At 59.3% G+C, this 13,953-nt stretch carries 18 protein-coding genes; 10 read left to right on the top strand and 8 right to left on the bottom strand.

Annotated elements, in window-relative coordinates; all coding sequences use genetic code 11:
- Positions 1–7: 7 nt before the first annotated feature.
- On the bottom strand, positions 8–181 hold the full coding sequence (locus tag A6764_RS19900) for a DUF5325 family protein (protein WP_029100669.1): 174 nt from the start codon (positions 179–181) through the stop codon (positions 8–10).
- A 120-nt stretch (positions 182–301) separates the two neighbouring features.
- On the opposite strand from A6764_RS19900, the gene A6764_RS19895 reads away from it, so the two are divergent.
- Positions 302–922 (top strand): PilZ domain-containing protein, encoded by a 621-nt coding sequence (locus tag A6764_RS19895; RefSeq protein WP_065067759.1) that lies wholly within the window; start codon positions 302–304, stop codon positions 920–922.
- A gap of 105 nt (positions 923–1,027) precedes the next feature.
- Here the strand turns inward: A6764_RS19895 and A6764_RS19890 are convergent, their stop codons facing one another.
- Both A6764_RS19890 and A6764_RS19885 read right to left on the bottom strand, forming a co-directional pair.
- Entirely contained in the window at positions 1,028–1,231 is a 204-nt protein-coding gene (locus A6764_RS19890; RefSeq protein WP_035299077.1) for a hypothetical protein, read from the bottom strand.
- 31 nt (positions 1,232–1,262) lie between these two features.
- Entirely contained in the window at positions 1,263–1,484 is a 222-nt protein-coding gene (locus A6764_RS19885) for a hypothetical protein (RefSeq protein WP_035290384.1), read from the bottom strand.
- 167 nt (positions 1,485–1,651) lie between these two features.
- Here A6764_RS19885 and A6764_RS19880 point away from each other — a divergent pair, with 167 nt between their 5' ends.
- A complete protein-coding gene (locus tag A6764_RS19880) occupies positions 1,652–1,855 on the top strand; it encodes a hypothetical protein (RefSeq protein ID WP_264622341.1) in 204 nt (67 codons plus the stop codon).
- A complete protein-coding gene (locus A6764_RS19875) occupies positions 1,852–2,169 on the top strand; it encodes a PQQ-dependent sugar dehydrogenase (RefSeq protein WP_264622340.1) in 318 nt (105 codons plus the stop codon). Before A6764_RS19880 ends, A6764_RS19875 begins: the two co-directional genes overlap by 4 nt.
- 244 nt (positions 2,170–2,413) lie before the next feature.
- Here the strand turns inward: A6764_RS19875 and A6764_RS19870 are convergent, their stop codons facing one another.
- Both A6764_RS19870 and A6764_RS19865 read right to left on the bottom strand, forming a co-directional pair.
- Positions 2,414–2,554: a hypothetical protein gene (locus tag A6764_RS19870; RefSeq protein WP_176703332.1), complete on the bottom strand. Its 141-nt coding sequence runs from the start codon at positions 2,552–2,554 to the stop codon at positions 2,414–2,416.
- Positions 2,555–2,673: 119 nt separating this feature from the next.
- Positions 2,674–4,377 (bottom strand): sigma-54 interaction domain-containing protein, encoded by a 1,704-nt coding sequence (locus A6764_RS19865; RefSeq protein ID WP_035299083.1) that lies wholly within the window; start codon positions 4,375–4,377, stop codon positions 2,674–2,676.
- A 236-nt stretch (positions 4,378–4,613) separates the two neighbouring features.
- On the opposite strand from A6764_RS19865, the gene A6764_RS19860 reads away from it, so the two are divergent.
- The 3 genes from A6764_RS19860 (at position 4,614) to brnQ (ending at position 8,244) form a co-directional block, all read left to right on the top strand.
- Entirely contained in the window at positions 4,614–5,534 is a 921-nt protein-coding gene (locus tag A6764_RS19860) for a proline dehydrogenase family protein (RefSeq protein WP_044900347.1), read from the top strand.
- Positions 5,535–5,821: 287 nt separating this feature from the next.
- Positions 5,822–6,751, top strand: a complete 930-nt coding sequence (locus A6764_RS19855) for a DNA-3-methyladenine glycosylase 2 (RefSeq protein ID WP_065067761.1) — start codon at positions 5,822–5,824, stop codon at positions 6,749–6,751.
- Between the two features lie 143 nt (positions 6,752–6,894).
- Positions 6,895–8,244, top strand: coding sequence for a branched-chain amino acid transport system II carrier protein (gene brnQ, locus A6764_RS19850; protein WP_065067762.1), 1,350 nt, complete (start codon positions 6,895–6,897; stop codon positions 8,242–8,244).
- On the opposite strand, the gene A6764_RS19845 is transcribed toward brnQ, so the two are convergent.
- Entirely contained in the window at positions 8,241–9,164 is a 924-nt protein-coding gene (locus A6764_RS19845) for a DMT family transporter (protein WP_029100660.1), read from the bottom strand. The two genes, brnQ and A6764_RS19845, sit on opposite strands and share 4 nt — an antisense overlap.
- 158 nt (positions 9,165–9,322) lie before the next feature.
- The gene (locus A6764_RS19840) at positions 9,323–9,778 is read right to left on the bottom strand and encodes a DinB family protein (RefSeq protein ID WP_035299144.1); all 456 of its coding nucleotides are present in this window, start codon (positions 9,776–9,778) and stop codon (positions 9,323–9,325) included.
- Positions 9,779–9,950: 172 nt separating this feature from the next.
- Between A6764_RS19840 and A6764_RS19835 the strand changes: the two genes are divergently transcribed.
- The 4 genes from A6764_RS19835 to A6764_RS19820 all read left to right on the top strand — a co-directional run bounded on the left by A6764_RS19835 (position 9,951) and on the right by A6764_RS19820 (position 12,910).
- Complete coding sequence (locus A6764_RS19835; RefSeq protein WP_035299145.1) at positions 9,951–10,373, top strand: acyl-CoA thioesterase; 423 nt, start codon at positions 9,951–9,953, stop codon at positions 10,371–10,373.
- Between the two features lie 133 nt (positions 10,374–10,506).
- Positions 10,507–11,214, top strand: a complete 708-nt coding sequence (locus A6764_RS19830; protein WP_065067764.1) for an HAD family hydrolase — start codon at positions 10,507–10,509, stop codon at positions 11,212–11,214.
- Positions 11,215–11,297: 83 nt separating this feature from the next.
- The gene (speE, locus tag A6764_RS19825) at positions 11,298–12,161 is read left to right on the top strand and encodes a polyamine aminopropyltransferase (RefSeq protein ID WP_065067765.1); all 864 of its coding nucleotides are present in this window, start codon (positions 11,298–11,300) and stop codon (positions 12,159–12,161) included.
- A 284-nt stretch (positions 12,162–12,445) separates the two neighbouring features.
- Complete coding sequence (locus A6764_RS19820) at positions 12,446–12,910, top strand: aminoacyl-tRNA deacylase (protein ID WP_065067766.1); 465 nt, start codon at positions 12,446–12,448, stop codon at positions 12,908–12,910.
- A gap of 70 nt (positions 12,911–12,980) precedes the next feature.
- Here the strand turns inward: A6764_RS19820 and A6764_RS19815 are convergent, their stop codons facing one another.
- Positions 12,981–13,865: a YitT family protein gene (locus A6764_RS19815; RefSeq protein WP_065067767.1), complete on the bottom strand. Its 885-nt coding sequence runs from the start codon at positions 13,863–13,865 to the stop codon at positions 12,981–12,983.
- Between the last annotated feature and the right edge of the window lie 88 nt (positions 13,866–13,953).

Genomic DNA, 13,953 nt, shown 5'->3' with positions numbered 1-13,953 from the left:
TGGAGGGTCAGCGCATGTGTTTGCGCTTGTAGGAAAAGCCGAGTCCCATCAGGACGCAAGCCCCGACGATTCCGCCGACCACGCCGAGCCAACTGCGTTCGCCGATGGCCACGCCTACCCCGATGAAGCATGCGGCCACGGCAAGTGCCAACGCCAATGTAATCCATTGATAACGACTCATTGGTTCTGTAACCTCCTATCTGTCAATGTTCCCATTATACCTCATTTTCCGTGAAAACGATCGCGTGAAGTCATTCCGGAAAAGCCGGCAAATTTTTGTGTGAAGTGGTGGAGACTGCAGATGGAAAGCATCTTGCAAATTCGAAAAGGCAAGCAATTGTTTGAAGGCAGCGTTACCTATGAAGAGGGCGACCTCATCGAGGCCGTCTTTCCCGACCAGGTGGAAGTGACGGTGGGGGAGCAACTGCCTTGTTTGCGAACCAGCAATTACGACACCATCAGCAATTTTGAGGCGGTGGTGCTGGCCAAAGAACGCAATCGCCTCTTTTTGTTCCACTCGCCGACCGTCTTGGAATTTCGCGAGCAGCGCCGCCGCTATCCGCGGTTTGACATGGACGTCCAGGGCTGGATCCAGTATCAGTCCGTTGATCCTGCCGCGGCCAATGCCTTTTCCTATCAAAAGGTGGATCTCGTCAACCTGAGCCTGGGGGGATTGGCGATCCGCACCAACAAGCCCGTTCCCGACGAACGGAAGCTGTTCTTCTACGTGGAGCTGTACGGCCGCAATCGCGCCGACGGCATCGTACAGGCTGACCTGCAGGTGATCCACGAGCGTGTCGAGGGACCGCATTACTTCTACGGTTGCAAAATTGTCGGCATCAGCTCCAGGTATTTCCACACCTTGCGCAAGTACCTGCTGCAGCGGCAGTTGGCGGAACGGAGGATGATTCAACCGGAATAGCCGAATGCAAATTGGTTCTGCAGGGAACCAATTTTTTTCTGTGCTCCTGCTTGGGGGAGAAGGTAAGGAGGCCGGCGCCCCCTCATGGGAACGCCGGCCCGCTTGTCAACGGCTTTGACGGGACTTGCCATCTGCACCAAAGACATGTCGGAGCATGGTGTACCGGACAGCAGAAACGCTGCGGAACACAAAGGCGACATGTTCATCGTGCGGCTCCAGATGGTAACGCGTAATGCCGTGGCTGGTCAATACCCGGATGAAGTGCACCGCGTCCTGGAGACGAACGGAAAAGTACAGATGCTTCGTCATGGCAATCACCTCCTTTCCGAGAGCGAGGTCATTACACATGCAGATAAGGAAGGCCGTCATAGCCAAACGTCCGGAAAACAAGCTGGTATTGGCGTGCGGGCAAATCCGGAAACACCAGGGCCACATAGCCGTCTGGGATGCTGATGATGCGGTGTGTCTCTTCCAGCACAAACGGAATCCGAAAGCGGATAAATTTGCGCGTGTAGCGGGGAAGACGACTTTTCCGCACCAAGTAGAAGCAGGAATGCACCATGGAATCACGCTCCTTCCGAAAGGGAGCGTAGCAGAAAAAACTGGATAAAAGTAGAAAAAAGCCTGCAGGAGTGGGAGAGTCATCCTGACCGCCGTTTGAACAGGGGCCGAAATGACCAAACTGACAGAAAAGATGGATGTCGGAGGGATGAGATTAGGAAGTGGATGATGGCTGCCGCTGCGGCTCTCGCCTTGACGGCCACCGGCGGGTGTGAGGCAAACAGCGTGGAACGGCAGGAGAGTCCGGCGGCGGAACCGGTCGTCGCGGCTCCCCGTCCGACGGTGCTGGCGGACGAGCAGGTGCCGTACACGAGCCGGGGGGCAACTACGGCTGGCCGGTCATCCAGGGGGATCAGCAGGCCGCCGGCATGAAAGCGCCGATCCTGCACAGCGGCGACACCACCTGGGCTCCTGCGGGAATGACATTTGTCACCAGAGGGCCGTGGCAAGGGCGGCTGATGGTCGCCAATTTGCGCGGTGAACAAATCCTGAACGTCGCCCTGGACCCGGGGAACCCCTCTGCCGTCCAATCGTTTTCCGTTTTTTACCAAAACAAATACGGTCGGCTTCGCGATGTCGTGGAAGGGCCGGACGGTTCGCTCTACCTCCTGACCAGCAACCGGGATGGACGCGGTGACCCTAGGCCCGGAGACGACCGCATCATTCGGCTGGGACCTGGACGCTAGCCGCCTCGGTGCGGCGTCATCTCCAGATGACCCGCTGCAGCAGAATGCCTGCCGCCCCAATCGCCGCGATCAGGAAGCCGATCCGTTGAAACGACAGGCTGGCGCCTCAGGCGGTGATCAGCAAACCGCCCAGCAGCGGGGCGGCGATGAAGATCGCGCTCGTCAACGAATCGAAAATGCCCATCACACGCCCAATCGCTTCTTTGGGCGTTTCCTTTTGCCGCAGGTTATTGTCAGAGGTGTATCAGAAAGGCCGTTGGACCAGCGCGGGAATGGAGCGGGCCAGGTAGTCAAAGCGGTACTCGGCCGCCAGTTCCTCCCAGAGCGTGCTGTATTTGTTCTGCCATTCCGCGTCCCAGCCGAAGGTGTCCAGAAAAAAGAGCACGAGGCGAACTCTGCAGCGCCGCCCCCATTCCCATGCCGTGGTACAGTTCCAGCAGGCGGATGGTTTCGCCGCCGCGGGAAACCGTGCACGAGTCCGGTTGGAGTTGCAGAAGCGTCCGCTCACCGCTCATGGCTGATCCCGTACTTTCTCATTTTGTTGTACAGCGTGCCGCGCGAGATGCCGAGCAGGTCGGCCGCCGCCTTTTTGTTTCCGTAGGTGCGGTCCAGCGCGGACAGGATGCGCTCCCGCTCCGACAGGGCCGGGTCCGGGGCGAACGAGTAGCCCGCCGGTGAAGCGTGGGGAACGGGCGCGTACGGGGGTGTCAGCGGCAGCACGGCGGGCGGCGGCGCCATCGTCCGGGTGCGGATGGCGGAAGGCAGGTGCTCCGGCAGAATGACGCCCCCTTCCTGCAGGATGGACAGGCGCTCGATCACGTTTCGAAGCTGCCGGATGTTGCCCGGCCAGGCGTAGTCAATCAGGGCGTGCATCACTTCCGGAGCGATGCGAGGGACGGGCTGCTCGTTGGCGATGGCGTACTCGTGCAGGAACATCTGCACCAACTCGGGAATGTCCTCGCGCCGCTCCCTTAGCGGCGGAATCTCCAGCGTAAAGACGTTCAGCCGGTAGTAGAGGTCTTCGCGAAACCGGCCCTCCGCCACCATGTGTTCCAACTGGCGATTGGTGGCGGCAACGATCCGGGTGTTGACGGTGATCGGCTCGGTGCCGCCCACGCGGTAAAACTGCCGCTCCTGCAGGGCGCGCAGCAGCTTGACCTGCAGTTCCAGCGGGAGTTCGCCGATTTCGTCCAAAAACAGCGTTCCGCCGTGGGCCAGTTCCAGCTTGCCGGGCTTTCCCTTTTTCTCCGCTCCGGTAAACGCCCCGCCCTGGTAGCCGAACAGCTCGCTCTCAAACAGCGCGGCCGGGATGGCCCCGCAGTTGATGGCGATAAACGGCTTCTCCCGCCGCCGGCTGGCCTGGTGGATGGCCTGGGCGAACAGTTCCTTGCCCACGCCGCTCTCGCCGTAGATGAGGACGGTGGCATCCGTCTGAGCCACCTTGCGCGCCGATTGGATGGCCGACTGAATGGCGGCGGAATGTCCCTTGATCGTGAAAAACGGGTCGTCGGCCGCCTGAAACCGGCTCATCTCCTGCTGCAGGTTGTGCAGGTGGGCGGTGGTGTGGGCCAGTTCTTCGTTGAGCCGCACCAGTTCGGTAATATCCTGTTCGATGGAAATGGCCCCGATAATGTCCCCTTCCTGCCGGATCGGGGCGGCATTGATCAGCACGTGCCGGTCCGGCCGGGGGATGTGGTAGACCCGCTGCACCGAGGTGCCCTGCTTGAGCGCGTCCAGGAGGCGGATCGACTCGCTGTCGAAATGGGCGTCCAGCGGCGTGCCGACCACCTGCGCCCGGTCGATTTCGTAAATGTTCTCGGCCGCCTTGTTCCAGTACTGGACCACGTTGTGCGTATCGACGATCGTGATGGCCTCGCTCATCGTGTCCAGCAGCGTGTGCAGCAGGGCGGACTGGTTTTGCGCCAGCGTGACGAAAGCGCCGAACAGCCGATGGGCGGTCACCAGGCCGGAGGGCGTGCCCGCCTCGTTGAGCGTCACCAGATCGGGCACAGAGGGGCGCCCCCAGGCAAGCAGCCGTTCACCCGCCTCCCGCAGCGTCTCCGTCTCCGGGACGGCGAGAACGGCAGCGTCGCGACCGTCGACGCGAAGCACACCTTCCGTTTCGCCGGCACGTATACTGACAGCAGCGGAGCCGATCGGCACGGCCAGGGAAGCCAATGGACAATCGAGAGAAAATAACGGTTTCAAAAAACCACTTCCTAACCAAACTAGAAGTACACGCATGGTACAGACCAAACACCGGATGGGTGGTGTGTACCGTGTAATCAAAAGTGTACAAGAATGGACACAATCTGTACATATGTGTGTAATTTCCTGTTCGACAGCCAGCAGAATGGCCGGCTTCTGCCCTGTTCGTCCTGTTTGGCACGATTTCTGCTAGGAAGATGGACACAGATGCATGTTGAGGAGGAGACCGATTTCCCATGGAACAACTCATGAAAGACTTTTTCCTGTTCCTGTCCAAAAACAAGACGCTGAACGCTGCGGCGAAAAAGTGGGGCCTGCGGTTCGGAGCGAGCCGCGTCGTCGCCGGTGAAACGATTGCCGAAGCGATCAACACCGTTCGCCAGTTGAACCAAAAGGGGCTCGTCTGCACGCTGGACCACCTGGGCGAATTCGTCTACAGCGTGGAAGAGGCCAACGAGTCGGCAGACTACTGCATCAAAACGCTGGAAGCGATTCACCAATCCGGCGTGGACTGCAACCTGTCGCTGAAAATGACCCAGCTCGGCCTGGACATCAGCCGCGAGCTGTGCATGAACAACATGCGGCGGATTCTGGACGCGGCCAAGAAAAACGGCAACATTTTCGTGCGGATTGACATGGAGGATTACGCCCACAACGAAGTGACGCTGGAGATCCTGGACGAACTCCTGCAGGACTACGACAACGTGGGCACCGTCATCCAGGCCTACCTGTACAAGTCTGCCGATGACATCGAAAAGCTGAAAGAGAAGAAGGTCAACCTGCGGCTGGTCAAAGGGGCGTACAAGGAGTCCCCGGAAGTGGCCTTCCCGAACAAGGCAGACGTCGACGAGAACTACAAGAAGATCATCAAGCAGCACCTGCTGAACGGCTGCTACGCCGCGATCGCAACGCACGACGACAACATCATCGCCTACGTCAAGCAATTGGAAAAAGAGTACAACATTCCGCGCACGCAGTTTGAGTTCCAGATGCTGTACGGCATCCGTCCGCAGTCGCAGGTGGAGCTGGCGCGCGAAGGGTACAAGATGCGCGTCTACGTGCCGTACGGCAACGACTGGTACGGATACTTCATGCGCCGTCTGGCCGAGCGTCCGGCCAACGTGGCGTTTGTGATCAAAGGGCTGTTCAGCAAGTAGGAAGCCGCCGCACTTTCCTCGCCTGCCCCCCGTGTTGGGCGGGCGGAGGATGCCCTTTTCCCGCAGGCGGTTGGCCAGGGTTGGATACGACAAAGCGCATTCGCCTGCTTCGGTGGTGGGGCGGGTGCGCTTTTTTGCCGTTTGCCCCACGCCGTGCCCTTCAACCCTTTCCTTTTCCGATTTCTTGCCGTTTCATCCCCCACGTGTGACAAACGGCGTTTCTTGTTGTAGGCTGGAAACAGCACAGACGGGCGGGATGTCCGCGCAGAGAGGAGCGATGTGTGTCGATGGACGGTTCCATCATTGCCGTGAAACCGCCGTATTCGTTTGAACGGCTGCTGAAGAGGTTGGAAACGTACCCGGACCCGCAAATGCAGGTGGAGGCGGAGTCGCGGGTGATCCGCCGCGTGTTTCGCGTCGGACAGCGGCCGGTGGTGGCTGCCCTGCATTTTGCCGGGGATGTGGAGCAGCCGGCGATCGAATGGCGGACAGATGCGGCCCTGACCGCCAGCGAGAAGGAGGTGCTCGAAGGGACGATCCGGCACATGTTCAGTGTCAACGTCGACTTGGAGCCGCTGTACCGGCACATGCGGCAGGATGATGTCCTGCGCCCGCTGACTGAGCGCTTTCGCGGGCTGCGTTTTCTGCTGGACGCCGACTTGTTTCAGTCGATGGTCCGGACGATCATCGGTCAGCAGGTGAATCTGCCGTTTGCCGCGGCCTTGACCCGCCGGCTGCTGGAGTTGGCGGGGGAGAAGCTGCAGGACGAACAGGGCCGGACCTATCTCGCCTTTCCCACGGCCGAGGCCGTCGCCCGCTTGGAGCCGGATGCCCTGCGGCCGCTGCAGTTCAGTCAGCGCAAGGCGGAATACATCATCGACTTTGCCCGCGCCGTGGCGGATGGCCGTGTCGATCTGGACAGTCTTTGGCGGATGGAGGACGAGGAGATTTTCGCTTGTCTCACCCCGCTTCGCGGTATCGGCAGATGGACGGTGGAGTGCCTGATGATGTTTGGCATGGGCCGGCCGGATCTGCTGCCCGCGGCCGACATCGGACTGCGCAACGGCATCCAGTTGGTGTACGGCCTGCCGGACAAGCCGGACGAACGGGAGATCTGCCGGATTGGCGAGAGCTGGGCGCCCTGGCGCAGCTACGTGTCGCTCTATGTGTGGGAAGCGGTCGGCGCGGTCAAACGAAAGGAAGAGCGGAACGCATGACGCCCCGGGGCGTCATTTTTTTGGACTTGAAAAAAATGAAGGTTAGGTATATAGTAAACATTCGTGTAATACCGGAAAAATTCATATAGACTATAAAAACTTTCAAAAAATTTAAATTTAACTGAAAGTTGGAGAGGAAAACCATGAGAGAGTTAACCCATAGAGAGACCCTGACCATCGGGATGATGCTGTTTGCCCTGTTCTTCGGGGCGGGCAACATGATCTTCCCGCCGGCCTTGGGGCAAGCCGCCGGTACGCATGCGTGGGAGGCCATGGCCGGGTTTATCCTCACCGGCGTGGGGCTGCCGCTCCTGGGCGTCATCGCCACCGGGATGAGCGGCGGAAATTTGCAGACGCTGGCCGGCCGGGTTCATCCTGTATTCGGCGCTGTTTTTACCGTTGTCGTCTATTTGGCCATCGGGCCGTTTTTGGCGATTCCCCGTACCGGAACGGTTGCCTTCGAGATGGGTGTGCTGCCGTTTCTCCCGGAAGGCGCAAAGGAGAGCTGGGTGCCGCTGTTCATCAGCACGTTGGTCTATTTTGCCGTCACTTTCTGGCTGTGTTTGCATCCGTCCAAGCTGGTGGACCGCATCGGCAAGGTGCTGACGCCGGCCCTGCTGCTGATCATTGGCGTGATGTTCGTCCAGTCGCTCGTGCATCCCATCGGAGAGGCGGGCGAGCCTGCCGAAGCGTATCAATCGGCGCCGTTCTTCAAGGGCTTCGTGGAAGGGTATCTCACGCTTGACGCCCTGGCCGCCCTGGTGTTCGGCATCGTCATCACGTCCGCGATCGAAGGCCGCGGCATCACCGGCCCCAAAAAGCTCGGGTGGGCGACCGTCAAGGCGGGGATAATCGCCGCCACCGGGTTGGCGCTGGTCTATCTCGCGCTCGCGTACCTGGGGGTGACCAGCTACTCGCTGGGGCAGTCCGAAAACGGCGGGCAAATCCTGACGGCGGTGGTTCAGCACCTGTTTGGCTCAAAGGGGCTGCTGCTGCTGGCGGGCGGTGTTACGCTCGCCTGCCTGACGACGTCGGTGGGTCTGGTGACCGCCTGCAGCCATTTCTTTTCGGAACGACTGCCGGGTGTGTCGTACAAAACCATGGCCATGATCCTGAGCCTGTTCAGCGCGGCTGTGGCCAACGTCGGCTTGACCCAACTGATTGCGATCTCCGTTCCCATGCTCCTGATGATCTATCCGATTGCGATCGTGCTGATGCTGCTCTCCTTCCTGCATCGCCTGTTCCGCGGATACTCGGAAGTGTACGGTGGAGCGACCATCGCTACGGCGGTGATCAGCATCGTCGACGGGGCCAAGCAGTTCGGTCTTTCGCTTGACGAGATCACGTCGTTATACGCACACCTTCCGCTTTACCACGAAGGCATCGGCTGGCTGCTCCCCGCAGTATGCGGAGCTGCGATCGGCTTCCTCGTGGGAGTCGTCCGCCAGCCGGGCAGCGCGAAGTACCAGGAAACAACAAGCGGCACACCCTAACGGGGTGTGCCTTCGTTTTTGTCGTACGATTCCGCTTGCTGCAGGTTGGACAGGGCGACGCCGCCAAAGATGAACGCGGCTCCCGCAAAAAAGCCGAGGCCCAGATGCTCGTTCAAAAGAAGCCAGCCGAGCAGCGCGCCCACGACCGGCTGGATGAAGAAAAACCCTGCCCCGCTGCCCGCCTGCATCAGCTCAAATCCTTTGTTCCACAGGTAAAACGCCCCCGCCGTGGAGATGATGCCGATGTAGAGCACGCCGGCCCAGATCTCCCAGCCGAACCCCCAGGAGACGGGCGTCACCGACAGTTCCCAAACCATCAACGGACTGGTAAAGATCATGCCAAACAGGGCGACGTAGGTCGTCACCGACAGGGACGAGTAGCGGAGCGTCGCCTTTTTGCTCAACACCGTGTACAAGCCCCAACTGACCGCCGCCAGCAGCAGAATCAGGTTGCCGATCAGGGACGATTGGGCATCCGCCTCGTCCGGGACGCCGATGACGATCAGCACGCCCACGGTGGCCAGCAGGATGCCGGTCAACTGCCGCCCGTTGATCCGTTCCTTCAACAGCCAGACGGCAAAAAGGGCGATGAAGGCGGGCGACGCCGAGGTAATCAGCGCTCCCATGTGGGCGGTGGAGAGCTTGGTGCCGACAAACTGGGCGGCAATCGAGATCGTGACGCCGACAAACGCGACGGCCATGATGAGCGGGAAGTCCCGCCTGGCGATAAACTCTCTCCGTGCCGCGACAAAGGCGCCCAGCACCACCAGCGCGATGGCGAAGCGGATGATCAGGAGCGTAAACGGCGGGATCACATCCAGGACCACTTTGCTGACGACGTACACGCCGCCCCAGATGGCGGCGGCCAGAGTGAGGCACAAGCCTCCAAACAACTGCTGTTTCCACTGCGGATTCATCATGTAAGCCCCTCCCGGGAAAATGATGTGATGCGTGTGGCGTGCCGGGGGGACATCCGAGGATCGTTCCCTCGCCGGCTAGGTGAGGAGAACGCCGGGTACATCGCATTCAAACAGCGTACGCGCCATCGTGTTTCACCTCCCGAACGAATGGGGAAAACTTACCGGCTGCCTCCGTACTTGCGAATCAGACCGATCTGGCCGGCGTGGTAACCGGTGTGGTAGACCAGCCGTCCCAACGCCTGCCGCGGGGTAAGCGTCCCGATCGGCGCCTGCACGGCAGCGTCCCACGCATCCACGGGGAACTCGTGGAGCGATTCCAGCAAATGGGCGTAGGACGAGTCCCGAAACGACAGCAGGGCGTCAAGGTCGGTAAACTGCCCCTCGTCTTGGACCGGACCAATGGTGAAGAGCGTCACCCCGTCCGGCAGAGGGCGGCCGAAAAACATCGCACAGAAGCGGTACTCCACCTCGGCAATGTGGCGGATCAAAAATCCTACCGAGTTGGAACCGGGGGCGAGCCTCCAGGCAAGCTGTTCCGCTTCCAGGTTGGCCAGCGCATCCAGATAGCGCGAACGGGCGGTTTGGAGGGCGGGAAGCAGCGTCTGTTCGAACATGGACACCATCCCTTTCAGCGTGCGGCTCCGCACGTGTCTGTACGTTCTATTATAAGGAATGCGAGAAGAAAAAACAGCGGAATCCTTCCGAATATTCCGAATGAATATTCACTCAGCGGCGGCGATTCGCTATACTGGAAACAAGACAGGCGAAGAGAGAGGGGCGATGGGGATGCAGCATCTGTTTGATCTGGTCGTTCGTTCGACCGACATCGACGTGATCGGGCACGTCAATAACGCCAAATACCTGGAGTACATGGAGTGGGCCCGGTTTGACTGGATGTGCCGGCAGGGGTTTACGCTGGAGGAACTGAAGCGGCGGCAGATCATGCCGGTCGTGGTCAGCATCCAGATCAACTACCGCAAAGAGCTGCGGATGCTGGAGCAGGTGCAGGTGCGCACCTCCGTGGTGAAGATCGGGGAGAAGAGCTTTGTCGTCCGCCACGAGCTGTACAATCAGCGGGACGAACGGGCGGCCGACGCCGACGTGACGATGGTGATGATCGACGCTGTGCAGCGCCGCTCCGTCCCGCTGCCGGACGATCTGGCCCGCGCGCTGGCTGACGCGCTGCCGAGCGGGCAGGCCAGCGGGTAACGAACAACATGGTCAGACTGCCAACAATGGCCTCTCCATTTTACCCGTTTTTCTTCTACAATGGGTACGATGGGGGCCGTTTTTTTGCACGAAACCGGCGCGTCGACGAAACTGGTGCAAAGGAGGAGGGTCCATGCCGGGCTTTCACCTGATCTTGTTTGATTTGGACGATACGTTGTTTGATTTCTCGGCTTGCTGGGAAAAGGGCATGCGGCAGACGATCGCATCCCACCCGCTGACGGCCGGGCTTGAGCCGGACGCCGTGTACGAGGCGCTGCGGCGGCACAGCGACGCCTTGTGGGCGGACATCCGGGAGAAGCGGATCAACTTTGACCAACTGCGCCGCCTGCGGCTGTCGCGCACCCTCGCCGAATTTGGGCGTCGTGCGGAGGCGGATCGGCTGGACGACTTTCAGGAGCGGTATGCGGCCGCCTGCATGGACGCCGTCGTTCCCGACCGCGCCGTTCAGTCGCTGCTGATGCGGCTCAAGGAACGGTATACCCTGGCGATTGTCACCAACGGACCCGCGGACATGGCCGTTGAAAAAATCGAGCGCCTGGGGCTCGCACCTCTCTTTCCCGCGGAGAGGGTGTTCGTCTCCGAGCAGATTGGCTGGCACAAGCCGGACCCGCGCATTTTTGCGGCCGTGCTTGAGCGCTTGGGGGCTTCCCCGGTGGAGGCGCTGTTTGTCGGGGACAACTGGACGGCCGACATCGCCGGGGCGATGGATGCGGGCCTCTCGGCGGTTTGGCTGAATCCCGCCGGAGTGCCGCCTGCTACGGATCACAAGCCCCTCGCCGTGATCAAACGGCTGGAAGAGCTCTGGGAAATCGTCGCCTGACTGCCGCATCTCCCACATTCTTGAAAACAGACGGATTTTTCGATAGGGTGATAATGATTCTATTGTTTTCAGGAGGGTGAGAAATGAACGTATTGCCCAAGTTTGTTCAAAACAGCGCCGGAGCGTGCTGGCTGACCGAGAACGAACGGGAGAACCTGATGATCCGTTACCGGATTCGCGAGGTGATTCACGAGGAACAATCGGCGTTTCAGCATGTGATGATTCTGGACTCATACGATTTTGGCCGGATGCTTGTATTGGACGGAGTTGTGCAAACGACATCAATGGACGGATTTATTTACAATGAGATGATTGCCCATGTGCCGCTGGCGTTTCATCCCGGGCCGCGCCGCGTTCTGGTGATTGGCGGGGGAGATTGCGGGGCGGCCCGCGAAGTGTGCAAATACCCGGAAGTGGAACAGATTGATCTGGTGGAGATTGACGAACGCGTCGTGCAGGTGTGCAAACAGCATCTGCCCGAAGTGTCGGGCGGCCTGTCGGATCCCCGCGTCCGTTTCCTGTACCGGGACGGGGTGGAGTTTGTCCGCGACCTGGAAGAGACGTACGACGTGATCATCGTCGATTCATCCGATCCCATCGGCCCGGCGGAGCAGTTGTTTTCCTTTTCGTTTTACCAGCATGTGCATCGGGCGCTGAAACCGGACGGCCTGATGGTCTGCCAGAGCCAGTCCCCCATCTTTCACGCCGATGTGATGGGGCAGACGTACCGCAACATCGGTCGACTGTTTCCGGTCACCCGCATGTACACGGCAGTCGTGCCCACGTACCCGGGAGGCTTGTGGAGCTTTACCCTCGGTTCGAAGAAGTACGATCAGCCGGTGGCCGGGCGCGTGTCCGGAAAGGATACCAAGTATGTCGACGAAGGAATCATCCATCAGTGTTTTCACCTGCCGGTCTTTATAAAGCAAGCGATAGGAGAGGGATAGTCCCTCTCCTATCGCTTGCCCCCTCTTGTTGTTGGAAAAAGTGGGTTTCCCGCTTTCCCCCGCCCAACTGGCATGATGGAAAGACATGGGGGGAACGGCTGTCGATACAAAGCCTCAATATTTCAGTCGACAACGAAGAAGCCATCATGCAGATGGTAAAAATCTTGCCGCTACACATTAGCCTCCCACGGGACTGCCTTGCGAATGCTCATACTGCCATATCCTTTTTTAGTTGTCATTTCTCTAAAAGTATAGAAAAATTTACCATGGAAAGAAGAGTGTCTATGGAACGCGTGAAAAGGTTGTTGGATGAACAAGGTCTGCCCTATGAATTGATCCCGCACGATCAACCCATCCGCTCGGCACGGGAGGGAGCATCCCTGTTGGGCATCGAGATCGGACAGACGGCGCCCGCGCTAATACTTGAAACGGACAAGGGCCATGTCGCGCTGATCGTATCCGGCAAGCGGGGCCGGCTGGACTTCGCGCAGATGGCCCCGCTGCTGGGCTTCCGGCAGTTGAAGATGGCCGGCGCCACAGAGGTCAAACGGATCACCGGATACGAACCGGGGAGCGTTCCCCTGGTGGGACACGACCTGCCGGTGGTCCTGGACGACGAGCTGTTTTTCTACCCGTTTGTCTACGGCGGAGCGGGCGATCCGCTCTGGACGCTGAAGCTGTCTCCGCAGGCATTGGAACAGGCGAGCCGGGTGGTGGCGAGGCTGCCGCGGGAGACGGGCGGCAAATAGAATACAAGACGGCAAAAAGCGAAAAACGTGCTTCCTCTGTACGAGGCGGCACGTTTTTCCAGTCGAATGGTTAGTGAATATCCCTCTTTTTAAACTGCCCGCCGCGGACGTCGTGAATGTTGCCGACGGCGAGAAATGCGCCGGGGTCCACTTCCTCGACGATCAGCTTCAGCTTGGCTTCCTCCAGGCGGGTGATGATGCAGAACACCACTTTTTTATCGTCGCCGGTATACCCGCCTTCTCCGCTCAGGTACGTCACGCCGCGTCCCAGCCGGGCGACGATGGCGTCCCCGATCTCCTTGTAGTTGTCGCTGATGATCCAGACCGATTTGGAGCCTTCGAACCCTTCGATGGTCAGATCGATCATCTTAAAGGCGATGTAGTAGGCCATCAGCGAATACATGGCGCGATCCCAGCCGAACACGAAGCCGGCGCTTCCGAGAATAAACACGTTGAAGAACATGACGATCTCGCCGACGGAAAACGGCGTCTTTTTGTTGAACAAAATCGCCACGATCTCCGTGCCGTCCAACGATCCTCCGTAGCGGATGACCAGCCCCACACCAATGCCCAGAATGATGCCGCCGAATACGGCTGCCAGGAGCGGGTCTTCCGTCAACGGACGAACGTCGTGCAGCATCGTTGTCCCCACCGACATGGCGGAAACGCCCAACAGCGTGGAAAGCGCGAACGTTTTTCCGATCTGTTTGTAGCCGACGATCAGAAACGGCAGATTGAGCAGGAACAGGAACAACCCGAGCGTCCAGCCCGTCAAGTGGGACAAGATGATGGATATCCCCACAATTCCTCCGTCAATAATCCGATTTGGGACCAGAAAGATTTCCAGCCCGACGGAGACGAGGCCCGATCCGATCAGGATGAACAGCGCCCTCTTGAGCAGTTTGCCGAAGGTCAATTTTTTGTGAGTGGCCTGTTGTTTCAACGTTTCTTCCATTCATTCCCCTCCCAGTTTTTTATCTTATTTTTTATTATATCATTGACTGTCCATTGTCTTGTGTATTTTCAGGTATGTTCAGAATTGC

This window comes from Brevibacillus sp. WF146 (assembly GCF_001673705.2).
Lineage (GTDB): Bacteria > Bacillota > Bacilli > Brevibacillales > Brevibacillaceae > Brevibacillus > Brevibacillus thermoruber.
This window is presented reverse-complemented; position numbering and strand designations above follow the sequence as displayed.